This window comes from Gardnerella coleohominis, assembly GCF_002896555.1.
Classification (GTDB): domain Bacteria; phylum Actinomycetota; class Actinomycetes; order Actinomycetales; family Bifidobacteriaceae; genus Bifidobacterium; species Bifidobacterium vaginale_F.
In genome coordinates this window covers 160,507-185,525 of sequence record NZ_MNLH01000003.1, presented here as the reverse complement: position 1 = coordinate 185,525, position 25,019 = coordinate 160,507, and the positions used below count along the sequence as shown (strand labels likewise).

Here is a 25,019-nt window from a genome sequence, read left to right as displayed (position 1 = left end):
AACTAAAACCTGACCCAAAAATAACATTGTGAAATACAAATTAACCGCATAACTAGCACGATTTAAGTGCGCAATTAACACTTGATTTAAAAAAATTGATTTTAAAAAAAATCTCATCTCTTGATTTAGAAAAAGCCTCACCCGTGAATTTAATCACGAAGCGAGGCTTTCACTAATTATTTAATTATCCAATAGCTAGATAACAACTATTAACAACAACCATTACTAATACCCATTAATAACAGCTATTAACAGTCATCTAAGCTTTTAGCTTACATTGTTCTTACCTATTGCTGTGGCGAGAAATACCGCGACGCTTGGTAGCGAAGAGCGCGGCACCTGCAGCAGTAAGAGTTGCAGCAAACAAGCCAAATGCAGACACATTACTACCGGTTGCACTCAACGAAGCAGACTCTTTAGACTCTTTACTACTTCTCAACACCTGAGCACGCACAGAAGCACGCACCTGAGCCGCGTGAGCCTTAGCAGCAGCCAAAGCCTTACGAGCAGCAGAAAGCTTCTGAGCCGCAGCATCAACCTGAGTCTGAGTTGCATTAGGATCAGCCGCAACCTTCTTAGCCTCAGCCAAAGCAGCATTTACAGCCTCCTGAGCCTTAGAAACTTGAGCGTCTGCCTGCTTCACAGATGGATTATTCTCAACAGCTGCATTCACAGCAGCAGAATTTGCGCCATTAGCATTATTGGCGTTGGAACCAGAGTTGGCATGGGCGTTGGCAGCATTGTTGTTAGTAGCGTTACCTGCATTACCTGCATTAGCGCCACCATTGCCAGCGTTGTTAGAGCCAGCGTTACCTGCACCGGCGTTACCATTACCAGCATTGCCAGGCTGCAAATCAGACTCAGCACTATCAATCTGAATGTTCAACTCGCCCTTATCCACAGTAGTAGGCGCGTTATCATTCACACCATAGCCGGATTCAGAACCAGTTCCAGCATTACCAGTTCCAGCATTTCCAGTTCCAGCACCAGGATTTGGCAATGGATCTGGAAGAGGTAATGGACTTGGGGTTGGTGAAACAGTACCATCATCAAGCCAGAAGTAACCGCGCAAAGCCTCCGCAGCACGACGCAAAGCCGCAGCAGCAGCATTCACCTGCTCCTGAGTTGCATTAGGATCACCGTAAACGCGACGAGCTTCAGCCAAAGCCGCATTATAAGCATCCTGCTTATCTGAAGACGAAATCAAATAAGAAAGATAACGCCCGAAAGTATTCGCCTTAGAAAGCTCTACAGCCAAATCCGTCTTATCGACAGCAGCAGGAGTTGGGGTCGGAGTTGGTTCCTTACCATCAAGAGCAGCAGCGGCATCTTTAAGAGTCTGGAGAGCCTTATCCAAAGCCTTCTGCTTATTCTCCTTGGTGTCCAATGTGATTTCATCATACTTAGGTGCAGAAGCACCAGCAGCGATAGGAGTAGTCAAATCAGTTATGAGCTTCTTAGCAGCTGCAAGAGCATCGTCGTACGCCTTCTTCTTATCTTCAGAAGCCTTTGTGTACCTTACAGACTTATTAATATCTGCATCTTTAGCAATCTGTTGCTCAAGCGGCTTGGTGTTGACGCCGTCAAGAGCTTTACGTGCTTCTTCAAGCTTCTGAAGCGCGTCGTCTACTGCTTTTTGCGCATCAGCCTCTTGCTCAGGAGTCCGCGGAGTAGAGTCTGGCTTCGCTTGATCTGCGTTATCGCCATTAGCTTTATTCAATGCGTCTTCTGCATCGGATAGTGCCTTGTCAAACGCAGCCTTCTTATCTGCAGAAGCAGTGGTATAAACCGAATCACCCTTAGTTGCAGGATTTGCCGTAGCGTTTGGCTTAAGAGCCTTATCGTTATCTACTTCAGCCTGAAGTGCATCAGTAATAACGCCAGCACCCTTAGCTTTGTCGTCAATGGCCTGCATTGCCTTAAGAAGATCCTTGTACAGCTCATTAACCTGATCCGCATTCTTGGCATCGCCAGTTTCCTTAGCAAGCACGGCACCAGCAGCTGTGGAGGCGGTATTAAACGCATCCTTCTTGGTCTGATCAGTAGAGCCAGTGAACTTTTCGCCCTTAGCGAACTTATCAGCGATCTCTTTCAGCTTCTCAAGACGAGCCATAGCATTATCGGTGTTTGCAGCATTTGCGAGCGCATCATCAATGTCGTCAGAAGTTGTACCGTCATCATTGGTGTGATTACCAGCATCAGTACCATTGATGATTGCCTTGAAAGCATCCTTTTGAGCCTTGTTTAAATGCTTAAATTCATCAATCTTCTTTAGAGCATCGGCAATCTTTTGAGCCTTCAGCGCGCGATCAGCAATACCCGTTGGGTCGCCAAGCTTCTTTGCATTATTGATGTCATCAATAGCCTTCTTCTTGTCTTCGGCAGAAAGACCGCTATTTTTGATGCGTTCAATCTGCTTTTCTTTTTCTTGCTTGAGAGCGTTCTGGTCATCGTTGGTGTTGCCAGTCGTATCACGCTTAGGCGTATTCTTCTTGATGTCTCCATTCGCAGCATCAATCTTAGTATCTACGCCATCAACAGCCTTCTTGATTTCGGAAGGCTTTGTTGCGTTGTTCACAGCAGTCTTAGCATCATCAATTGCTTTAATGGCAGCATCATATGAAGTTTTAGCGCTTGCTTGCTTATCAGGAGTCAACGCATTATATGCTGCATCAAGTTCTGCCTTCTTAGCATCAAGCTTCGCAATACCAGCAATCTTGGCATTCTGCTCATTACTTGTATTCTGGCGCTTTGCTTTTGCAAGAGCATTATTGATGCTTTCTGCAGTGGCATTACTATCCTTTAGAGCAGTTTCCAAATCGGTGAGCGTTTTATCCTTACCAGGAGTTCCACCGAGCAACTCATGCAAGGCTGCATCATCGGCGTGAGTATCAGCGGTGTTGTGCTCATCTCCTGTACCGTGATCAAGGAACGCAAGAGCACCCTTGGCAATGTCATTCTGCAATGCACCCTTAGCATCGTTAATAGCCTTGGCCTTTTCGAGAATATTCTTAACTTCCTCAGGAGTTTGAGCATTATCAATTTCATCTGACAACTTCTTCTTATCGCTAGAATCACCATCAGTAGTCAGATTGCTCAGAGAATTGAGAGCTTCCTTGGCTTTATCTTTATCCTTTTGAAGCTGTTGTTTGTTATGCTCCTCCTCTTCTTTTTGCTTCTTGTCTTCGGCTTCTTTCTTTGCGGTGCCGCCACCCTTGTTGTCGGTTATAGTTTGTGCCTTTGACGGATCATTTTGGTTATCTTTGCCCTGCTGAGCCGCTTTATTGAGAATCTCTTTGATCTTGTCTGCAGTGGTCGCTTCCTCAATCTGCTTCTTGTAATCTTCTTTTTGCTCTTTTGTCAAATTAGGATTACGGTCAATTTGCTGCTCAGCGTCCTTTTTCATCTGCGCAAGCGCATCAGGCGTTGGCGCAGGGGTTCCCGCCTTCTTATAAGTTACCTTAACGGAGAACAAATCATTATTAGCAGAATCCTGGAACACAAGTGTTGTAAAATCACTATTCTTATATGTAACCTTTGCAATGCCATTAGCATTAGAAGTTGAGCTAAGCTCCATTAAGACGGTATCTGTTTTTGGCTTTAGACTCGTAGGAACGGTATACGGCACCTTATCTACTGCTAGTGAATCCGTGCCATCGTAATTGGCTTTCAAGAATGCTTCTGCAGCTTTCTTGAAATCAGCTTCAGACAGATTTTCTGGGTCGGTAACTTCAATCTCAGGAATTGGATTGTACTTGCGCTCAGCTTTCTTTGCATCGGTAAGCTTGCGAATAAGGTCGCGCAGGTCTTTCTCGGCTGTTTGACCCTTTGCTATTTCATCGATCTTGGCATCATTCAGCTGATCAGGATCCACGATACCAGCGCGCTTCAAATCGTCGTTGGTAAGCTTATCAGTATTCCTGCGTTTATCTAACAGCGCTTTTGCCTGATCCTTCAAATGATCAATGGTGTTATCTTTTTGTTGCTGTGACTTGGCAACATATAAATCCGACAGAGGAACATCAAATAGTTTCTTTGAGCTATGCTCACCAGTTTCAAAACCTTGAACAGCTATGGTTCCGTTCGAATTAACGCTAAACGATACAACTCCTGCACCATTATTTTGGCCCTGAACATATCGTTGCATATTGGTCACACCAGATACAGGCGTATTATTTTCCTTAAGTGTATATGAGCCAGTACTCAAATCACTTTCGTTTACGTTAGTATAGTTCTTCTTCATGAACTTCTTAAACGCCGCAATCTGATCTTCGGGGTTAGGGGAATTAACGTTATCTACTTGTACTGGATCTACATAATACTGATATGCAGTCATCTGACCTGGATGGTGCAAAGTGGTATCTGGAGCCGGAGTTTGCTTATCAGTTTTTTGCTTGAAGAATATGCTCATTGGATACTTAGCGGGTGTATAGCCATCAGCGTTAAAGGTGATATAACCAACACCATTGTCATCAACGCTATATTCGACGCTTTTAATATTCACTTTCTTGGAAGAATCCTTAGCGTCTTTTCCCTTTTCACCAATATATAAAGCCTTAGCACCATCGAGTGTCTTAGTATTTTGTTGATTAGTTAAATCAGCTTCCGTCATCTTGAGAGGATCAAAGTTGACGTTTGTTTGGGTTGCAGGCGCTTCGACGATGAAAGTTTTATCGCCCTGTTGCGTTGGTGTTGAAGGCTCAGGGTTTTGCTTTGGCTTTTCCTTAAGGAATTGCCACGCAGAGATGGTAGTGGTTGAACCGTCTTCCCAGGTGATGGTTGCGTTTCCTGTCGCTTTATCAACTGTCACCGGCGCTTTATTGCCATTGCCCTTTTTAGCATCATCATACGGCGTGATGCCCGTGTTTGCTGTATCAAAAGCAGATACTATCTTGGTTATTTCCTCTGGCTTAAGATTTTTCAGATCGTCGACGTCGATGTAGTCAGGAACAACATACGGAGCCCAGTCGGCAATGGTTGATCCTTGGCACACGAGCTCAGAAGCGTTAATTTCAAGCTTTGAACCGTCTTGGTATGTAACAATAAGCTTGGTCCCGTCATCGTTGAACTTGATGCCGTCAGGATCAGCTTTCACATGATCGTTAAAGTCCTTTTTGTCTTTATTGGCTGTCTTAAACGCGGCAATTACCGCCGTTTTGTCAGCGTCAGTAAGCTTGGACGGATTCACGACAGGCGTACGAGCAGGCATAATAGGCTTATACTTGTCTTTGTCTTCTTCATTCTTAAAGACAAGCAAATCGGCAGAAATTGTGCGAGTCGTATTGTCTTTGAAGGTGATAGTAGCCACACCCTTATCAGACACTTCCACCTTATCCACTAAGTCCGAATAATGTTTCGTATCTTTATTAGCGTCTTTAATTTTGTCTTTAATTGCATTTTGCTCGTCGGTGCTTACGTTTTTAAGATCTTTCACAGGCGTAAGCTCAGGATACTGCAGGCCGATATGATCCGCAATCTTTGGAGTATTGTGCTTTTGACCAGCCGCATAATGCCAATTACCGGCAAAACGGTAAACGCCAGCAGCAAATCGCAAAGGATTCTTATCACGATTCTTCCATGTTGTTTCTTCCATTTCGGAAACGTAAGTCATGTCATACCAACGCCGACCAGCAGACTCCCAGTCTACGAAAATACCCTTAAGACCTTGTGTGTCCTGCTTATAAATATTCCACTGCTTCTCTGTATCACCAGCATTGTCGTAAGTCTTGCTATTGTCTTTATCACCAAGTCCAACAAGCTGCTTCCAACCCTTTGTAGCAATATTATTGCCGCTAAAGTAGAAGTTTGAAAGATTAGACCATTCTTTAGTGCTGTTGTAATGGCGATCAGAAACAGCACCATAGCCATTAGCGTCTGTAGTAATCTTCTGCGAAGAACCAGCAGGTTGAACCTGCTGCTTGCCATTTTTTGTTAACTTTTCAATACGCTTAAAATGAATATATTGAGGATCCTTCAAACCAGCAGGAACGCCAAACCACCACATTGGGCGGAACTTCCATTCGTCTGCTGTAGCATCGTTGTTGCAATTAGAAAGATAATGAACGCGAACAAATTTTCCTAAAGGATCTATTCCTTCAGTACCGCCAGCTTTGGCGTGATCTAGAGTATCGTAATATTCAACGTCAATGTTGAAATGAGCTTCTGCATAAGAAGCATCAGTTTTGAAACCGTAATAAATGTTGTTGCCAGTGCCGTCTACATACCCATCAGCATACGCAGGCAAAGGAGTAGAAACGAATACCCCCCCCCAAGCACCATTGCGCCGGCAAGCATCGCAGCGCACACACTCTTAGAAAGTGGCGCGTAAGACGTATTCTTAGCAGACTTAAGTAAATCAGCAAAATCGTTTGCGTTTATACTATTCTTCTTCATATTTCTTTACTCCATTTATTCATTATTACCATTTTTATGCATAAATCGCAGCAATAGAAAATAGCGTTCGTTCCCATTTTTGACATCCATAATTAACGCAAATGCTATTTTGCTCTTATATATTTCACAAGAAAACTTGCGAAAACTACAGATACACGTTGTACACAATACCAAAATATTCATGAATTTCAAACTATTTATACAGTGATTTTTATCACTAAATTTGTTATGACAACATTACCAAGGTGTTTTATGGTTATTTAAACATGATTATTCATTTAAACACAGCGTTTGTAATTAAAAAATAATAGTTTAATTTACAAAATATGCTTTTCCATTATTTAGGCAGAGATTTAAGATTTTTCGCACATGCATGTTCTTATGTGTGCATTACCAGGTACTAGTGAGGGATAAGGATTGCTTGGTCGAGCAATATAAGAGTGGAGCGATTCTAAACAGACCTTCACATAATCCAATCCTATTGGGAATCAAAACTTAACTAAGAATCAAAACACTAGTAGCACAAGCATAAAGACAATGTTCCTCACGAGAGCGTAACGTCTGCGAGACAAGTAATCCTTATTCCTCACAGCAACAGCCATACACTCGCTTTCAACGCAAGCGAGGACGTGAGTGCTAATCCTCACGGCATAGCCGTTCGGCTGATTTGGCATGTGAAGCGCACTGTGCTTCACAATTAAGCCAAATCACGCTTTGAAGGAGCTTGAAATGCATTATGCAATTTCAAGCTCAGTCAAAGCGCCTGCTATGAGAGAAACTCCGACAACTCAGCAACATTACATAGGAAAATCCTGCAAATTTAACTATGATATTTAATGCTAAAACAAAAAACCTGTAAACAAGCCCAAAGCGTTGATATTTGGCCCACACCACTGATATTTCAAATGTTTTCAGAATGAAAAAAAAGGGCTTCTAGCGATTTGCTAGAAACCCTGCTTGCGGATGAAGCGAGATTTGAACTCGCGGAGGGCGTAAACCCTCACACGCTTTCGAGGCGTGCTCCTTAGACCGCTCGGACATTCATCCAATGCATCGAATCACTTTAATAAAAGCGTAAACGAATGCAACTTTTCTATTATAAACCAACCTGTGAATATGACAACCAACTGAAGTCAGCAAACCAACCAACATAAAGAATCGCAAGCCCAATCACCCCAACTCTTAAATCACAAACTCACCACAACTACGAAATCACAAACGCATCACACCCAACCCAGAACTAACCCAACTCAGAAAGTTCGCGGCGCGCACGAATCGCATCCGCTCTTACACCTAACTCATCGTCTGGCGGATAAGCAACATTTTCCAAGGTCAAACCATGCGGAGCAATCGGGCCAGTCGAACCCTCTCGAATCGGATTATGAATCTTCTCATTAAACCAGTCTAAAGTACGCTTGCCCATGCCGATTTGCACAGACGCGTTAACAAGCGAGCGCACCATATTATGCGCGAAAGCATCTGCAACAATAGTGAATTCAAGCAAACCTTGTTCCAAAGGAGGCACGCGATAAAAAGCATCAGACTCCAAATTATTAGAAACAGAAGAACAGCACTCATGCGCACAAGTATTGGACTTACCACAATCCACAATCCGCTCCCAATACGCTTTCTTAACTTCGCGAATCGTAGTTCCACCAGGATTTGGCCGTGCGAAAGATCCAAAATCATGCAATCCAACCATCATTTGGGCAGCCTGATTCATAGCATCGACATCCAAAGCATAATCAATTTTCAGCACAAATCCTCGCATGCGCGGATCAACAAACGCAAAACCGGAATTGTCAATAATCCTATAAACATACGTGCGTTCTAATGCAGAAAAACGCGCATCAAAACCCTCTGGAGCCTCACTAACTTTATGAATAGCAATATCTGCAGGCAATACATGACGCAAACGATACTCCAGCGCGCTTAACGAATCACAAGACATGTGTCCAATGCAATTTTCTAAAACACTTTGCGAAACGTCTAAATGGCAAACTTGATGAGCCGCATGAACACCAGTATCTGTACGACCAGCAACCGTAAGCCTTAAAGGCTCTGACTCATCTCCCTCGGGAACGCGCAAAACTTTATGCAAAGCAGATTCCAATTCGCCTTGCACAGTACGCAATGTAGGCTGCTTAGCCCAACCGTAGAAATCGCTGCCATCATAGGCAAAATCCAAGCGAATCCTCACAATCACTCCCCTAAAGCGTTAATTACTTACTTCCCAAACACTTCTAAAATACTTACTTACTTCCCGAAACCAGCAATTGCAGCCAAAACGTCAAGCAAAAGCGAGCGCGACTTATCGTCAATATGCGATGTCATATGCCACAATTTCGGCAGCATCTCAGACCAATGTGAAGATATTTCATCAAAAGTAGGATATCCCAAACTTGAAAGCGCATTATATACACTCTCAATTCTGCGTTTACGCTCATCAAAATCAAAGCCAGACATCCACCGATTCACAACTTTTGATACAGCCAATGAGCGCTTAGTTACAGAATTACAATACGCAAAATCACCATTCTTAACTTGCCAATACATGCCAAAATGTTGCATAAGACCTATAGAATCCGCTTCAGTTACTTTATAAGGCAAACCTTCAGGCATTAACAAACCAATAAAGGCGGACGACGGCACGATTTTTTCGATTTTTGGAACCAAATCTGAAAAAATATCTATGTTAATAACATCTGAGGCAAAACCCGGCCCGTCCATTGAATAAACTCTTTCAAGACGATTGCACAAAATATTATCTGCAGAATTTTTATTTTTATTACCGGAGTCCAATTTACCGGAGCCCAACTTATCAGAGCCAAACTTACCAGAGATCAACTTATCAAGCTTCATCTTGCCCGGCTTTAACTTACAAGAGTTCAAATTGCCGGAATTCAACTTCATAGCTGCATAAACGGCCATATTCCCGCCTTTTGAATGGCCTGCCACAATAATACGCGGTACCGCTTTATGCAAATTATATCGTTTCTTAGAAGATCTTTTTGCTATAGAAAGCAAGTATTCTTCAGCTGATTCCTGCGCTGGTATCGGGCAGCGAAAAGCCATATTAAAGTCTTCTTTCCAGCCTACAAGCGTATTGTCAGTGCCTCGGAAAGCCACTACAAGAGCGCCCGAATAAGCTTCCTTCGACTTCGACTTTTTGAATAATTTGAAGCTAAATATTTTAGATAATGCGCAACCCAACTTATGCGCTATCTTCGTAAAGAATCCTGGATTTTCCCCTGATTTAACTGAATTATTATCAGAATTATTGTTATACGAATTGGAACTATCATCGCCACTTATATCAGAAGCATTACTCTCAGCGTTACTATCTGCATTAACATCTGCATTATTATCAGAAGTATTTCTACTTTCAGATTCGTTCACGCTGGAATCTTTATACAAGTCAGAAGAAGATTTATACAAATCGGCATAATCTTTATACAAGTCAGCGTAATTATTTTTAATTAAGTTATTTTTGATTAAATCATTTTTGCTTAAATTATTTTGAGGTGAATCATGCTTCTTAAGATCATCTTTAGATTCCGAAGAATAATTTGCGTTAAACCAATTTTTCACTAAACTATTCGCAAAATCAGACGCGACTATTGGCTCCATTGGGAAAGAACTATCTATGCCTTCGCAATCGCTAAGATCAAATGTCACAGCAGCAAATTGTTGTTCAAGAGTATCGTCGAAACGCTCAAGCGACTCTCCAATGCGCAAACCACGATATCTTGGATTTGCTACAACAGCCATTAACAAATTCAAACGGAACTCGTCTACTTTAGGAGATCCGCAAGAAAACATGTTTGAATATTCTTCTGCTCGAAGCAGATCAGTTATAGGAACAGTAGATATTCCTTTTGATGACGAATTGTAATTTGACACAGACTTAGGCATGCGTAAATATGCTAGTTCGCAAAAAACTAAAGAATCAGTAGCATTAAACGGCCGCTGCGCAAAAGTACGAAAATCAGTGCTTATAAGATCAAGAATATTCGACATATTTCTATAATAATTGACAAGCTAATAATTTAAAGTCTTATAAATAAAAACCTCGAGCATGCTGTAATTTAACTTACATACACGCACGAGGTTAATGCTTAAGATCAATCCAAATGGATTGCTTTCTAACGAATCATGCCAACAAGCGCAATACACTCTAAGCGTAATCACTCGTATTAAGCAGAATCGTTAGAAAGCTATAACACGTTTAAAAACTATTCAGCAACAACTTTCACAGTGAAAGAAGCGGTGATTTCTGGATGCAACGCAACAGTTGCTGGGAATTCACCAGTTGTCTTAATAGTGGCAACGCTGATAGCACGAGCTTCAACTTTAGCCTTGGAAGCCAAAGCAGCAGCAATCTTATCTGCAGAAACACCACCGAAGAGCTTGCCAGATTCGGAAACCTTAGCAGCGATTTCCACAACAGTACCCTCAATCTGAGCCTTAGCAGCAACAGCTTCTTCACGGGTAGCAACAGCCTTAGCAAGACGAGCGCGGCGCATTGCTTCAATTTGTGAAGCAGCACCCTTATTCCAAGCAAAAGCTAAGCCCTGTGGAATCAAATAATTACGTGCATAACCAGCCTTAACTTCAACAACGTCACCGGAGTGACCGAGGTTGGCAACAGTCTTGGTGAGAATAACCTTGGTTTCAGCCATGTTCTTATCCTCTCAATCAGCGACCGGTGGTGGCGTATGGAAGCAAAGCCATCTCGCGAGCGTTCTTCACGGCCTTCGAGATCTTGCGCTGTTCCTGTACGGTGACACCAGTGATACGACGGGAACGAATCTTACCGCGGTCCGAAACGAACTTACGCAGCAATGCAACGTCCTTGTAATCAATTTCTGTAATCTTGGCAGCCTTCAAAGGATTTGGCTTCTTTTTGAAAGGCTTGACCGGTGGTTGCGGCCTTTTGCGTGACATAGGATGTCCTCTCTCAAATATGTTTTAACTGATGTTTAAATATTTATTAGTAAATATAAGCAAATAAGAAAACTAAGAAATTTCCGAGAACGATTTAGGACTCAGGATTATCTTAGAACTCAGGCTCATCGTTTGCACCGCCAAAATCTGATGTTGCACCAAAGGTTGCAAAACCATCATTTGAAGGAGCAGATGCACTCCAAGGATCTTCAGCAGAAGCATCATTTCCTGGAATGGATGCGGAGATTCCATTAGCAGTTGCATTAGCGTTTGCGTAATTCGCACCGCCAGCATATCCGCCGCCAGCATACGCACCATTATTGAATCCAGAATCACTACCCTGCTGACCAGCATTAGTATTGCCAACAAAACCAGAATGTGCAGCAATACGATTTACTTGAGCAGTAGCATAACGCAATGATGGACCAATATCGTCAACAATCATTTCAATAGTGTTTCGTTTAGAACCATCTTTGGCGACAAATGAATTCTGCACTACACGGCCTTGTACGATTACGCGAACACCCTTGTGAATACTATTAACACAATGTGTTGCTAAATCATTCCAAGCAGTGCAACGCATGAATAACGTAGCGCCATCTTCATATTTGCCAGAATTGCGATTGTATGTTCTAGGAGTAGAAGCCACAGTAAAGCTAGCTAAAGATGCTCCACTAGGCGTATTCCTTAATTCAGGATCTGCAATGAGGTTTCCCACCACTGTAAGAATCGGTTCACCTGCCATATCAGTCTCCCTTTTAATCTCAAGATCTCACAAATACTTGAATATGATTTATATGACTTTACTTATCTACTTTTAACAGTGATTTTCTAAATCTAGCTATCGTTTTATTTACTAGTTACTAGATACTTTCACTGCTATTTACCCGCATTTACTGTTTACTTAGCATCCTTACGAATAATCTTCGTACGGATTACAGATTCATTAAGGTTCAAAACACGATCAAGCTCATCGCTAACAGATGGCTCGGCAGTGTAATTCACAACAGCATAATTACCTTCGGTGTAACCGTTGATTTCGTAAGCGAGCTTACGACGACCCCAATAATCGGTGCCATCAACAGAACCGCCCTCTTTGGTGACGAGCTCAAGATATTGCTCGGTCAACTTCTTAAGACCACGCTCATCAAGCTCTGGATTAGCAATGAACATCAGTTCATACTTATGTGCAGACATCACCCACCTCCTTCGGACTATCGGCTATGGTATTTCCACAGCAGGAGTGTGTTTGCAATCATTCGCGATTTCATATAGACACGAATAACTTGCTAAGTATAACTTAAAGTGAAGACCTGGAAGCACGCTTATTAGCGAATCAGTGTGCGTAAATATTCCTCTGCTTCATATCTTCAGGCAAAGCATTGCGCAAAGAAACAAGCGAACCATAGCGGAATACGGATCTAATACCAGCAGCCAAAAGTGGAGCAATCGAAAGAACGGTCATATTCTTCAAACGCTTTTCTTCTGGAACAGGCACAGTATCAGTCAAAATAATCTCTCGCGCACCGCAATTCTTAAGTCTTTCAACAGCAGGACCAGAAAGTAAAGCATGCGTTGCAACAAGCGTAACAGACTTAGCTCCAGCTTCACGCAAAGTGCGCACAGCTTCACAAATCGTGCCTGCGGTATCAATCATATCGTCAACAACAATGCAATCGCGTCCTTGAATATCGCCAATAATTCCATGCGCTTCAGCGTGATTTGGTCGAGTTGTATCGCGAGTTTTATGAATAAACGCTAAAGGCAAACCGCCAAGTTTAGCAGCCCACTGTTCGGAAACCTTAATACGCCCAGCATCTGGAGAAACAATAGTAGCATTATCAAGCTTCATAGTGCTTCTAACATAATCTATTAACACTGGCATAGCTGTTAAATGATCCACAGGACCATCGAAGAATCCCTGCTCCTGAGCCGCATGCATATCTACAGTAAGAATACGAGTAGCGCCAGCTGCGTGGAACAAATCGAACATTAATCGCGCTGTAATAGGCTCTCTACCTTGGTGCTTTTTATCTTGACGAGAATAGCCAAAGAATGGAGCTACAACATTAATGCTTCTGGCTGAAGCTCTACGCAAAGAATCAACCATAAGCAATTGTTCCATAATCCAATTGTTAATAGGATTCGTATGAGCTTGCAAAACGAATACATCCGCTCCTCGAACAGGCTGAGTAAAGCGCACGTACATCTCGCCGTTAGCAAAATCGTAAGCAGTAGTTTCAAGTACATCAATGCCAAGGTATTGGGCTGTTTCATCCGCAAGCTGTGGGTATGCTCTACCAGTTACCAACATTAACTGCTTTGTAGGTTTACCTTCAAGAATAGTAGACATATCAGCCTTCCTTCGCAATTGCACATACGAATACTTATGTTACCAGCTGGGCAAGTCGTGAGAAAAATAGGCGATTTTATAAGCGAGCTAACAAGCAAGCGCTAGCTAAACAAAATCTATCTTAAAAGCGTCATCATTATAAAAATAAGCGCAAAACCAACGAAATCAGCCCACGAGAACACAGCTCCCGTGAAAAGAACAGCAGTTAACGCAGCCATAACAGGTTCACTTGCCCCAAGCAAAGTACCGCGTACAGCACCAACTCGCATAACACCCGAAAGGAACAGCCAGTATGCTCCAAAAGTACCGCCTACAACAGTGAATGTGAAAAGCGCAATACCTCTCCAATCAAGAGGCGGCATCGTTTCCCACGGTCGCACAAAAGGCAATAAAATCAATCCGGCAATAATAAAAGTAATGCCATTAATAGTTAAATTTCCCCATTTTGCAATAAGTTTAACTGGCATAATCGCGAGCGCTGCAGTTGAAGCAGCATCTAACAATCCCCATACTAATCCCATAATAGGCAGCGAAAGCTTTGAAAAATCGCCACCAGTAGCCATTAAAGCAGTACCGACAAACGCTAGTAAAACGCCAATATTTTCGCGCATTATAGGAAGCCGCTTATTCCTTAAGCACACGTATACAAGCACAAAAACAAGATTTAAGCTTTGTAATACTGTTGCTGTTCCAGAATTAGTGCAATCAATTGCCCATAAATATGATACTTGAGTTAGTAAAACGCATACTATACCGGTTAAAGCGAACATGCCCCAAGATTTAGTTGATTTTGCAGCGCTTAATAATTGTTTTCGCGCGCATAAACTAGCTGTTATTGTAAATAAAACTCCTGCAGCAAGCTGTCTGACGCACGCGATTTGCAGTGGGCTTACTCGGTAATCAGCCATAAGTATTTTGGACACAGTCGCATTAGTGCCCCATAGCGCTCCGCCTAGAAGCGTAAGAATCATGCCGATTAATATTGTGCGAGCAGAGGAGCTAAAAGCAGGATTAGGTGAATCCGGAGAGCTTGAGATGGCAAGTTGTGCAGATTTAGATGAATCAAAAGTTTTAGAGGCAGTTTCAGAGGTGACTTTAGAAGCGTTTTCATTAGAATCCTCTTCCTTGCGATTCATAATATTTTTATCTGATTCGCAAGATGTGTCACAAGACTTTTTGTTCAATAAAAACTTAGACATAACGTTCCCCCCTGGTTCACTAAACCTAATTTTAAGCTCCACTAGCCAAGCTCTACTAGCCAAACCCCACAAGTAAAGCTTCACCAGCCAAGTCTTACTTAGTAAAGCCAAGTCTTACCCAGCAAAGCAAAGTTTTACTTATAAAAGCTTAACTTAGTAGAGCTTTACTTAGTAGAGCACATGGCTTTCAGCTCCGGAAGCAAAGCTCGCAAAGCTCTTCCCCTATGAGATATAGCATTTTTTTCTTCAGCTGTAAGCTCAGCAGAAGTCAAACCTTCCATTTGAACCCCATCTCTTACAGGCTGATTATCTGGCACAAACAACGGATCATACCCAAAACCGTTTTCACCGCGTTCCTCGTGTAAAAGATGCCCAGTCATTTCGCCAAATCGCACAATCTCGAATCCATGAGAATGATTCATTATGCTTTCATGATCTATTTCATCGCATCCTTCTGGCACTGCTAAAGCCACAGCACAACGGAATCGCGCTGCACGACAAGGATCTGGTATATCTTCAAGTTGTTTAAGAAGAAGTGAATTATTTGCGTGATCGTCTCCGTGCACTCCGCTCCACCTAGCAGAAAGCACACCTGGAGCAGCTCCTAAAATATCTACGATTATTCCAGAATCATCTGCTATTGCCGGGCAGCCAGTAAGACCTGCTACAAATCTGGCCTTTAGAAGTGCATTCTGCTCAAAAGTCACACCTGTTTCAACAGGATCAGGCAAACCTAAAGACCCAGCGGTCACAAGATTAATGCAATTTGCAAAATCTGCACATTGCTCAGAAAGTATACGCTTAATTTCTACAAGCTTACCTTCGTTATGCGTGGCCACTACTAATTTCACTTTCTCTCCTTTTACTTAAAGTTAAAACATTAATTTTAGTTTTCAAGTGCTTTACGCTGCAAAGCTTGAAGTTCAACGTTTCCTTTAGTAGCTAAATCTAATAACACGTTTAACTCATCGCGATTAAATGGACGATGCTCTGCAGTACCTTGTATTTCTATAAAGTTTCCAGATCCAGTCATAGCAACATTCATATCTGTCATAGCTTGACTATCTTCTATATATGGCAAATCAAGCATAGGAGTTCCATTTATTACTCCAACAGATACAGCAGATACAGAATCAGTGAGCACGCGATCCGCAGAATGAATATGCTTATTTTTTTCAGCCCAACGCAACGCGTCAACAAGAGCCACATACGCTCCTGTTACAGATGCTGTACGAGTGCCACCATCTGCTTGCAAAACATCGCAATCGATTTGTATTTGCGTTTCACCCATGGCTTTCATATCCACTACGCCTCGCAAGCATCGACCAATAAGTCGGCTAATTTCGTGAGTGCGTCCTCCAACTTTACCCTTAACAGACTCACGATCTGTACGCTCAGCAGTAGCGCGCGGAAGCATAGAATATTCTGCAGTAACCCAGCCGAGTCCTGAATCTCTACGCCAGCGTGGCACTCCAACTGTGAACGTAGCAGTGCACATAACTCGTGTATTTCCGCACTCAATTAATACGGATCCTTCCGGAACACTTGTAAAATTGCGCGTAATTTTAACTGGACGTAATTCGTCTACAGCACGACCGTCTGGGCGAATTGGCGTAACTAATCCCAACATATCTTTAATTTGAGCCATAATGTGTAAATTTACCATGCTAGTGGTATGTCTTAGAAAAATTTATATACGTACTTCTAACTACATGCACGAACCTCCGACCACAAATACAACTTCCGACCACATACACGAACTTCCGACCACAATAAAAGAATTTTCTTGCCCGGAAATTAATAAGTAAATAATCTAAAAACATGGTTGGAGGACGCATATTAAAACGTGCACAAGAATTGGGGTCTTGTGCACAATATTCTTACGCTCTTTGCAATCGCACGCACGGATGGTTTTGCTCTAGTTGGAAAGAATTATGGAAATCTATAACAAAAATACTTCTTCCAAGAGGATGTGCAGGATGCAATAAGCCGGATGAAATTTTATGCGATACTTGCAAAAACTCGTTAAGTAACATTTATAGCAAAGATTTTCCTGGAAGCGAGTATGGGAAATTATATGCTTGCGGCTTATACGAAAACAACGTTAGAAAAGCAATACTTTTATGGAAAGATCACAATGACGTTGAATGCGATACTCCTTTTTCTAACTTAATATCTTCTTTAGCTTTAAATGTGATATCAAATTCAAAATTAAAAATAGCAAATACAAGCTCAAGCACGCACTCAAGCTCAAGCACGCACTCAAGCTCAAGCACGCACTCAAACACAAGCACGCGCTCAAACACAATCACACGCTCAAGAAGAAACTCAAGCAAACACTCGGATGAAATCCTAATAATTCCAATGCCATCTTCTAAAAAATCATCACGAAAACGAGGCAGAAAACACGTATTACCACTCGCGAAAGCAATCGCATCAAATCTAAAAAATAACAAAATAAACGCACGCGTTTGCTGCGCTATTCAAATGCGTAAAAATGTGAGCAATAAATCTGTACAAACATCTGGAATCAAAGGTAGAGCAGAACGCACAACACACGCATTTAACGTAACAAAATCGCTAGTAAAAGGCAAAAAAGTGATAATAGTAGACGATATTGTTACAAGCGGATCCACTATGACAAACTGTGCAATTTCACTTAGAAAATCCGGCGCAGAAGTATTAACAGGATTTGCTTTGGCGATTACTCCACAAAAAATAGCATAATAATTCATCATGATGTATCATAATTCGCAAGTTAATTTCCAAGATTAAAATTATATGTAATACTGAAATAGTTAATAGTTGCGTTAATTAATAAGCTAAGGAGCCGGCGGTGTTAGAAGCTATAGTGCATGATTGCAATGAGGATTTTCTTGCACAACGCATAGCCCAATCATCGCTTATAGCTTTCGATTTAGATAACACTTTAGCGTGCTCAAGGCAACCAATGCTACCAGACATGGCTTCGATTTTAAGCGACTTAATGTGCATAAAACCAATCGCAATCATCACCGGAGGATGCTTAGGATTAGTTAAAAGCCAAGTTCTAGACGTACTTAATCCATATGTAAAACTCGAAAATTGCCATATTATGCCAACAAACGGCACGCGATATTACCGCATTGACAATGATGGAAAACTATATTGCGTTTACGCGCATAATATTTCACCTGAAGATGCAAAAAGAATAACAGAAGTTATACGTTTCCACGCTCATAAATTAGGATTACTAAAAGAAAAAGGCGATCCTGATTTGTGGGGCGAGCAAATTGAAAACCGCGGAAGTCAAATCACGTTCTCAGCACTAGGACAACAAGCTCCTGCAAATCGCAAAAAAGCATGGGATCCTCAAGGACTTTTGAAAAATGAGCTAACTAAAGCAATAGCAAAAGATTTGCCGGATTTTGCCGTTCGCTCCGGAGGCGACACAAGCGTTGACGTTTATTGCATGGGAGATGATAAAGCTCATGCATTACTCGCTCTTGCCGATTTTTGCTCAATAGACATAATGGATACCGTGTTCATAGGCGATCGTATGTGCGAAGGTGGGAATGATTATCCTACAGCCTTCACCGGTGCGCTTGCTGTGGAAGTACGGAATCCTCAAGATACTTTTTCGCTGTGCAAAGAAGTGCTAAAAGCTATTAGATTTTCACATAAACTTTGAGAATCTCAAATGGCAACAGAGTGTACTTTAAAATCCATTTTAGTGTTGTTGAGTTGTCGGAGTTTCTCTCATAGCAAACGAGGATATGGCTGTGGCGGTGAGGAATAAGGATTACTTGTCTCGCAGACGTTACGCTCTCGTAAGGAACATGGTTTTTATGCTTGTGCTACTAGTGTTTGGATTCTTAGTTAAGTTTTGATTCCCAATAGGATTGGATTATGTGGGAGTTTATTTAGAATCGCTCCACTCTTATATTGCTCGACCAAGCAACACCCGTCCCTCACTTGCATCCTGTTCTTGGTTTTGTGGACTTAGGTACCAGATAAGTAAACAAAATCGGGGAAGTGTTCTTGATTTTGTGGACTTAGAGCGCGTGTCGGTAAACAAAATCGGGGAAGTGTTCTTGATTTTGTTTACTTGAAGTCAAGTTCTATTCGCTGCGAAAAATCTCAAATCTCTGCCTTATGAATAGCAAAGCAGGTTGGGTAAGTAAATCTATAGGGTAATTTACATTGTAGAATATGACGACTTTAATCTGGGATCAACGCCGCTATAGAAACCGTCATGGACGCGGTATGCGAGCACCTATGTTCGGCACAAGACTTCCAAAATATAGAACTGCAAGCGGAATGTTTGACGCTATGGTCGCCTCTCAAATACGTAGGCTTAACGGAGCCTGGCATGATCTTATGAAAAACGTCCAATTTGCAGTAGAAGACATGCCGCCATCGCAGCCTATCATATGGGAAAATAATCGTAGAATAATGTCTCAATGCTTCCCCGCAAGTCATGGAATGCCGCCAAGAATCGTACTTTATCGCATGCCTTTATGCACGCATGTCACAAGTAGATCAGAATTAAATTACGCGATTCGGGATGAAATGGTTCAGCGATTAGCGCAACTATACGGCAGAAGACCTGAAGAAATAGATCCAGATTGGGGTTTTTAAGCAAAACAAAAGGCTAGCCAAAAAGCTAGCCTTAAAACTTATTTAACTACTCTTTGCGTTTCCGTAACTTTTATAGAAACTTGTTGCGGCTCCAACGATTGAGATCTAATCCACGATATACCTGCAAGATGCGCGTCATCGACTTCTTTTTTATGAATACGCGCAGCAAAAGATACTTTCGATTTTGAATCAGCTTCAAACACAACAGCCTTATCTCCAAAATCTTTAGCTTCCAATTCAATCGAACTATCAGCCGGAACAACCAAAGTTTTTCTTGCTATAAGAGCACCTTTATCGTCGAAAACACGCAAGTGCACAGTTGATTCACTAGAGTCAGCAGAAGCAAAATACAAAGTTGTTTCTTCGGATTTAACAGGCGTGACTAAAGCACTATATCCTTGCGAATGCACCGGTTCAGCAAAAGCTAAATCTTCCTGACCTGATTCGCCAGAACGATTTATAGAAACCATAGAGAAAACAGGATTGTTCGCTTCAACTTTTAAAGCACTTACCTTTTCCGGAACTTTTCCAAGATCCACTATTTGCAACTTTTTACCTTCAAGAAGCAAATTATTAACAGTCTTAGAACCAGATTCGCCAACCCAAGATACATTCACTTTGCTAGTAGTTTTAGACCATAAATATAACTTTGCGTTATCTGATTTAATAACACCAGGTATAAGAGCAGACTTTGAATCAGCTTGCAATGGCTGAATAACATCCACGCCTTTAACAGTTAATCCTTGCATTTTACGCACTTGTATAAACGAAGCAACAGGAGTTTGTTCGCTTAAAACTTGAATATACAAGCCTTTAGAATTCGGAGCGGCTGCAGAAATATCAAAATAAGATTCACTATGAGCTGGCACAGTAAAAGCGCTACCAGTAGATGGAGTAATTAAATTACTTCCACTTTCAACAGACCACATCCTAACTTGCACAATAGTTGACTTAGACGAAGTATTTACTGAAACTAAACGCATTAACGTACCAGTTTCAGTTTCAGGAGCTAAGAAAGTTTGGCTTCGAGTAGCATTAATACAAGATGATGCAGATAATCCTCGAAGATCCCCATTAGTTGACCATGAAGCGGAGGATGCGGCAATTCCTGTTCCAGAATCCGATTGAGATAATCTTCCTTCTAAAACTTGCGAATCTTTATCTATATTTTTAGAAGCGATAAAAGTAATATTGCTGCTGGAATTTTTACTCTCGTCACTTTCATTATTTTCGCCATCTTCATAATCATCACTGTTTTCAACAGAATCTAACGAAGAAGCTGAATCGTCACCATCTTTAGAATTTCGTACAGTAGCACGATAAACATTCCCAAATGCAGCAAAACGAGACATAGAAGTAGAGTTTCCATCTGATTCTCTATATTCTTTATCGCCGTAATCAGAAGATTCAGATACTGATAATCGCGCTGGGCAAACCATTTTTAAGCTTGTTGCTCCAACTTGTTGAGTTACGGAAGTGCTTGAACGCACTCCACTATCTACAACGTTTGGATAAATTTGCATAGTTGCGAGAATAAGAGAAACTACTATAAGAATTATTGCACTTATAGAAGATAGAAAAACAATGCCTATATTGTGAAGATGACGCTTTCTTTGAGATTCTGTTTCAGGAGAATTATCTCTATGCTGGCCTAAAGCTTTATGCTCACTAGAATCCCTATTCTCGCTGAGGTTATTGTTCTCACTGAGGTCTTCGCTTTCACTTAGATCTTTATTTTCAGTGATGCTATCGCGCTCAACATTCTCAATATCTGCACTATCTGATCTATCCGCAATATCCGCGATATTATCGATATTCTCGCTATCCGAGCTATCCGCACTATCCGCGCTATTCTCTCTATCCTTTTTACGCCAACTCATCAATACTCTCCTCTCGCTCATCATCAGCACGCTCTAACACGTTATGCTGACCAAATCGAGGAACTGCAACTAAGCAATACATTATGAACACAATTCCACAAACTGTCATCCAAGACTTTCTCCAAGCTAAAGGACGCATATTGTAATAGAACGAAGATTTAGATTTGTAAGAAACAGGATTGTCAAAACGCAAATACGTTCCTTGATGTGAACTTACAACAAGCTGAGTTGATTCAGAAGCATTCACATTAGTAATAAAACGATCCGTTGCTGATTTATCTGCAAAATTTTCACCATATAACAATGAATTTGTGGCGTACTTTTTAGCTTGAGACGAATCATCCACTACGTAAATACCGCCAAATCCAAGCTGCTCTAAAGTAGAAATAGCACCAGAATCAGCATGCGAAAGTAATTTAGCAACTGTTCTGGAAAGCGTAATATCGTTTTTAGACATGCCATATAGAACGTTGCGCACGCGCAAAGCAGGCGATTCGTCAATAGAATCACCTCTAGAAGTACGCATAATAGCAACCTCAACATCTCTATCGCTAATAGCTCGAACCGCTAAAACTCTACGATTACTGTCTTTATTAAGATAATCGACAACAACCATAGGCAAACCATTATCACTTGAATTAACAGAGCTTAAAGGTCCGCTAAGAATAGCAAAAATAGCTAATAGAATGGCCATAGCAAATATTCCACAAGCTAAAAGTCCTCTAGCGCAATATGCGATTTTTTTCAAAACCAACTCGGCAGATTTACGCATAGCAGCACGCCTATCAGCACGAGTTTTATATACCCCGTCAGAAACTTTAATATTCTTAACTTTTAAAGGCTCAAAACGACTAACGGCATGACCAGCTACCATGCATATGCACGCCAAAACGCCAATAGCTGAAAGCACTACTCCAGGCAAAGCACTACCTGCAACAGGCCCAAACTCATCTTGTCCAACTACGATTCTTACAGAAATGAGGGAAAGAACCATACCAGATATTATTACGCCCCACATTACGCGCGAAACACGCAATGCGAATGGCAGCGCAAGAGAAGCAATAGCCATAACAACAGCTATGATTGCAAAAACAATCATAATTATTCCGCGAAGCGAAAGTAGCGGATTATATGAAGAAGCAAAAGAATATCCCGCATTTGAATATCCTGCATTCATATTAAAAGCGCGCAATAATATGTCAACATATCCATCAGTTCGCGGAACGCCTTGAATACCGCTATGAACTAAAGACATAGATCCAAATATTTGACGCCACATTCCAGCGTTGTAATATCTAACAACACTTCCTAAAGTTGGCAAGCACACTAAAATCGACGGAATAGGCATAAGAGCCAACATTGGCCTATGCGACTTCACCATTACTATTGCAACTACGAAAATTACAAACAAAGCTATTAGCAACTGCGGCTGAGCTGCAACAGCAACCATAAAGCACAATGAAGCACAAGCTGCGGATTGAGTAGAAGGAACAGGCTTAACAGGATCTTCTGTAACATACATTCCAACAGCGTGGAAAGCAAACGCAAAGGCAGCTGGCAAAAATACCATGAAGATCAACATAGGCAAATCTCCACGAGCAAATAAGCCGAAAGCCATTGCTAAAACAGTCCAGCAAATTCCAGAGCAAACTCGAACTGAATCAGATCTTGTAAACACTCCAGCGAAAGCCCAGAAACTCAATAACATTGCTGGAGCCGAAAGGAAGAATGCTAATGTAACAGCTAATCCTGGATTTCCAAATGTAAAAGCGGAGGCAATAGTCCACATCAACAGCAACGGAGAAGGCGGTATAGCCGGACCAAATCCGTTATCAGGCATCCACGCGCCAGTCGCAGCCTTCCATAATTGGCTCATGCTAGATCCGGTAGGAATCCACTGCTGAGTATAAATAGTCGAGCCTTCTATAATTTCTCGCCACGAATGCCCATAAAATACAGCAACCGCACAAAATACTACTAACGCAGCAACTAACGCAGCACTCCAGCGCAATAAGATTCTTTTATGCAAATGTTTTCTTGCAAGAGGGCCAAGCAATACACCACGTTTTTGAGAAAGATACGCCGCACAACGATCTTTCCATACTGATATTTGTTTACGATCTGCAACAAGAGCACTTAAATTCTTTAAAGATACTCTAGTAGATCTAGCGACGCGGAATCGCACGAAAAACGCACTAGGCAATTGCAACAAAGCTTGCCATGGAAGCCACAATCTCACTAAAGCGATATAAGGCTGTTTAACAAATAAAGATTGCAAAGCCATGATTAAGGAAGATGGAACACTTATAAGCCAAATAAGCGGCCATAAGATGATACGAATATCCGTATAACGATAACGTTGTAAAGCTTTAAGTGAGGCAGCTATACCATGAATCATACCTGATTTTTCTTCAGGACGAGCATCCCCACTTCGAGTACGAATTCCTTCAAAACGCGCTCGCCTATGCGCAATTCGAGCAGATGGAACAACAACTACTCGCCCACCATTCAAGCAAACACGACGACAAAAATCACGAGATTCACCGAAAGTTGTCATCCACGGCTGAACACCATGCATAAGTTGCCAAGTACTTAATGGAACAAGCGCTCCAGCAAGAGATACGCTAAAAACATCCCCTCTGTTATCGTATTGCTCTTGATCTAATTCGCCTTCAACAGTTAAAGAATGCAAACTATGATGCCATGCGTACATTCCAACGTTGTGTAAAATCTTTCCATCCCAATCAACTTGCTTAGCTCCTAAAACAGATGCTGTTGGAGTGTTTCGCCATGTTTCTCTTAAATGTTCCAAACAATGCGAATCAGCTGGACGCGAATCATCGTGTAAAAGCCACATTGCTTTTACGCCGGTGCATGGCATTAACTTGTGTAAAGCTTTATCTATAGCATCGCCAAAAGATCGTGCTGCTGTTACAGGGACAATAATTATCTGTATTTTTTTGTTATACGAATCCAAAGATGAACCATATTCACGCTCTTTATAGTTCTCTTTATAGTTCTTCTTATAATGTTCTTTATAATTCTCGTTATAATGCCCTTTATAAGCAAGTTCATGATTCATCATGTCGCTTAAAGCCGAAGAAGCACAGCAAACACTAACATTAGCTCTTTTGATTTTGCTAGTTCGTCTAGCGCAATCGACTATAACAATAGTGCCTGGGAGCACTGTTTGATCAGATAAAGCGCGTAATGTTTCTTTATAAAATCGCGTATCTCGCTCAAGACACATCATTGCCATAATAGACGAGTCAACACCTCGAGGCTTTGCTTTTTTAAGACTAGCAAAAGCGCGAAGAACGTCATGTTCGAGCTTATCTACATCAGCGATTATTGAATCCATAGTTACAGTGTACGCAAGGGGTATGTAACTACAAGTGTTTATTGCAATAAAACGAGCGAATTGAAGGATCTGACACAGAGTAGAAGCTATCGCTACGACCTGCCTGAGTTTCGTATGCGCTAAGTACACAAAACTAAGAACATTCCCCCGAGTTTGTTTACCAACACGCGCTCTAAGTAAACAAAACCAAGAACACTCCCCCGAGTTTGTTTACCAACACGCGCTCTAAGTAAACAAAACCGAGAACACTACCCCGAATTTGTTTA

At 41.6% G+C, this 25,019-nt stretch carries 16 protein-coding genes, 1 tRNA gene and 1 pseudogene; 3 read left to right on the top strand and 15 right to left on the bottom strand.

Translation table 11 applies throughout. The annotated features are described in order from the left end of the window. Positions 1-283: 283 nt before the first annotated feature. From BFS05_RS04140 to BFS05_RS06805, 13 genes and pseudogenes are all read right to left on the bottom strand, one after another. Positions 284-6,304: a MiiA motif-containing surface protein gene (locus BFS05_RS04140; protein WP_103084728.1), complete on the bottom strand. Its 6,021-nt coding sequence runs from the start codon at positions 6,302-6,304 to the stop codon at positions 284-286. A gap of 1,049 nt (positions 6,305-7,353) precedes the next feature. Then, positions 7,354-7,440, bottom strand: a tRNA-Ser gene (locus tag BFS05_RS04135). 193 nt (positions 7,441-7,633) lie between these two features. Next, positions 7,634-8,593, bottom strand: coding sequence for a tRNA pseudouridine(38-40) synthase TruA (gene truA, locus BFS05_RS04130; protein WP_103084727.1), 960 nt, complete (start codon positions 8,591-8,593; stop codon positions 7,634-7,636). 56 nt (positions 8,594-8,649) lie between these two features. After that, positions 8,650-9,528 (bottom strand): annotated as a pseudogene (locus tag BFS05_RS07010) (Mbeg1-like protein); the annotation flags it as partial. Between the two features lie 1,100 nt (positions 9,529-10,628). Then, a complete protein-coding gene (rplI, locus tag BFS05_RS04120) occupies positions 10,629-11,075 on the bottom strand; it encodes a 50S ribosomal protein L9 (RefSeq protein WP_103084726.1) in 447 nt (148 codons plus the stop codon). 16 nt (positions 11,076-11,091) lie between these two features. After that, positions 11,092-11,340 carry a 30S ribosomal protein S18 gene (gene rpsR / locus BFS05_RS04115; protein WP_103084725.1) on the bottom strand — a complete coding sequence of 83 codons (249 nt, stop codon included), beginning with the start codon at positions 11,338-11,340 and terminating at the stop codon, positions 11,092-11,094. A gap of 112 nt (positions 11,341-11,452) precedes the next feature. Further along, a complete protein-coding gene (locus BFS05_RS04110; RefSeq protein ID WP_103084724.1) occupies positions 11,453-12,085 on the bottom strand; it encodes a single-stranded DNA-binding protein in 633 nt (210 codons plus the stop codon). Between the two features lie 155 nt (positions 12,086-12,240). Beyond that, complete coding sequence (gene rpsF, locus BFS05_RS04105; protein WP_103084723.1) at positions 12,241-12,537, bottom strand: 30S ribosomal protein S6; 297 nt, start codon at positions 12,535-12,537, stop codon at positions 12,241-12,243. Positions 12,538-12,676: 139 nt separating this feature from the next. Next, positions 12,677-13,693, bottom strand: coding sequence for a ribose-phosphate diphosphokinase (locus BFS05_RS04100; protein WP_103084722.1), 1,017 nt, complete (start codon positions 13,691-13,693; stop codon positions 12,677-12,679). Positions 13,694-13,809: 116 nt separating this feature from the next. Then, positions 13,810-14,829: a DMT family transporter gene (locus tag BFS05_RS04095; RefSeq protein ID WP_103084828.1), complete on the bottom strand. Its 1,020-nt coding sequence runs from the start codon at positions 14,827-14,829 to the stop codon at positions 13,810-13,812. A 227-nt stretch (positions 14,830-15,056) separates the two neighbouring features. Next, positions 15,057-15,743: a non-canonical purine NTP pyrophosphatase gene (locus BFS05_RS04090; RefSeq protein ID WP_103084721.1), complete on the bottom strand. Its 687-nt coding sequence runs from the start codon at positions 15,741-15,743 to the stop codon at positions 15,057-15,059. A 35-nt stretch (positions 15,744-15,778) separates the two neighbouring features. Further along, complete coding sequence (rph, locus tag BFS05_RS04085) at positions 15,779-16,540, bottom strand: ribonuclease PH (protein WP_103084720.1); 762 nt, start codon at positions 16,538-16,540, stop codon at positions 15,779-15,781. 484 nt (positions 16,541-17,024) lie between these two features. Further along, the gene (locus tag BFS05_RS06805) at positions 17,025-17,348 is read right to left on the bottom strand and encodes a hypothetical protein (RefSeq protein ID WP_180978607.1); all 324 of its coding nucleotides are present in this window, start codon (positions 17,346-17,348) and stop codon (positions 17,025-17,027) included. On the opposite strand from BFS05_RS06805, the gene BFS05_RS06800 reads away from it, so the two are divergent. From BFS05_RS06800 to BFS05_RS04070, 3 genes are all read left to right on the top strand, one after another. Then, on the top strand, positions 17,257-17,619 hold the full coding sequence (locus BFS05_RS06800; RefSeq protein WP_180978592.1) for a ComF family protein: 363 nt from the start codon (positions 17,257-17,259) through the stop codon (positions 17,617-17,619). The genes BFS05_RS06805 and BFS05_RS06800 overlap by 92 nt on opposite strands. Positions 17,620-17,728: 109 nt before the next feature. Beyond that, on the top strand, positions 17,729-18,562 hold the full coding sequence (locus BFS05_RS04075; RefSeq protein WP_103084718.1) for an HAD hydrolase family protein: 834 nt from the start codon (positions 17,729-17,731) through the stop codon (positions 18,560-18,562). Positions 18,563-19,083: 521 nt separating this feature from the next. Next, complete coding sequence (locus BFS05_RS04070) at positions 19,084-19,512, top strand: metallopeptidase family protein (protein ID WP_103084717.1); 429 nt, start codon at positions 19,084-19,086, stop codon at positions 19,510-19,512. Positions 19,513-19,550: 38 nt separating this feature from the next. On the opposite strand, the gene BFS05_RS04065 is transcribed toward BFS05_RS04070, so the two are convergent. After that, complete coding sequence (locus BFS05_RS04065; protein ID WP_103084716.1) at positions 19,551-21,392, bottom strand: DUF5719 family protein; 1,842 nt, start codon at positions 21,390-21,392, stop codon at positions 19,551-19,553. Further along, on the bottom strand, positions 21,379-24,753 hold the full coding sequence (locus tag BFS05_RS04060) for a glycosyltransferase family 2 protein (RefSeq protein WP_103084715.1): 3,375 nt from the start codon (positions 24,751-24,753) through the stop codon (positions 21,379-21,381). The genes BFS05_RS04065 and BFS05_RS04060 overlap by 14 nt, the downstream gene beginning before the upstream one ends. Between the last annotated feature and the right edge of the window lie 266 nt (positions 24,754-25,019).

Coding starts and splice junctions, on each gene's coding strand:
- BFS05_RS06800 (WP_180978592.1), top strand. CDS start 17,257: ATGCCATCTTCTAAAAAATCATCACGAAAACGAGGCAGAAAACACGTA.
- BFS05_RS04060 (WP_103084715.1), bottom strand. CDS start 24,753: ATGGATTCAATAATCGCTGATGTAGATAAGCTCGAACATGACGTTCTT.
- BFS05_RS04070 (WP_103084717.1), top strand. CDS start 19,084: ATGACGACTTTAATCTGGGATCAACGCCGCTATAGAAACCGTCATGGA.
- BFS05_RS04095 (WP_103084828.1), bottom strand. CDS start 14,829: ATGAATCGCAAGGAAGAGGATTCTAATGAAAACGCTTCTAAAGTCACC.
- rph (WP_103084720.1), bottom strand. CDS start 16,540: ATGGCTCAAATTAAAGATATGTTGGGATTAGTTACGCCAATTCGCCCA.
- rplI (WP_103084726.1), bottom strand. CDS start 11,075: ATGGCTGAAACCAAGGTTATTCTCACCAAGACTGTTGCCAACCTCGGT.
- BFS05_RS04110 (WP_103084724.1), bottom strand. CDS start 12,085: ATGGCAGGTGAACCGATTCTTACAGTGGTGGGAAACCTCATTGCAGAT.
- BFS05_RS04100 (WP_103084722.1), bottom strand. CDS start 13,693: ATGTCTACTATTCTTGAAGGTAAACCTACAAAGCAGTTAATGTTGGTA.
- rpsR (WP_103084725.1), bottom strand. CDS start 11,340: ATGTCACGCAAAAGGCCGCAACCACCGGTCAAGCCTTTCAAAAAGAAG.
- rpsF (WP_103084723.1), bottom strand. CDS start 12,537: ATGTCTGCACATAAGTATGAACTGATGTTCATTGCTAATCCAGAGCTT.
- BFS05_RS04065 (WP_103084716.1), bottom strand. CDS start 21,392: ATGAGTTGGCGTAAAAAGGATAGAGAGAATAGCGCGGATAGTGCGGAT.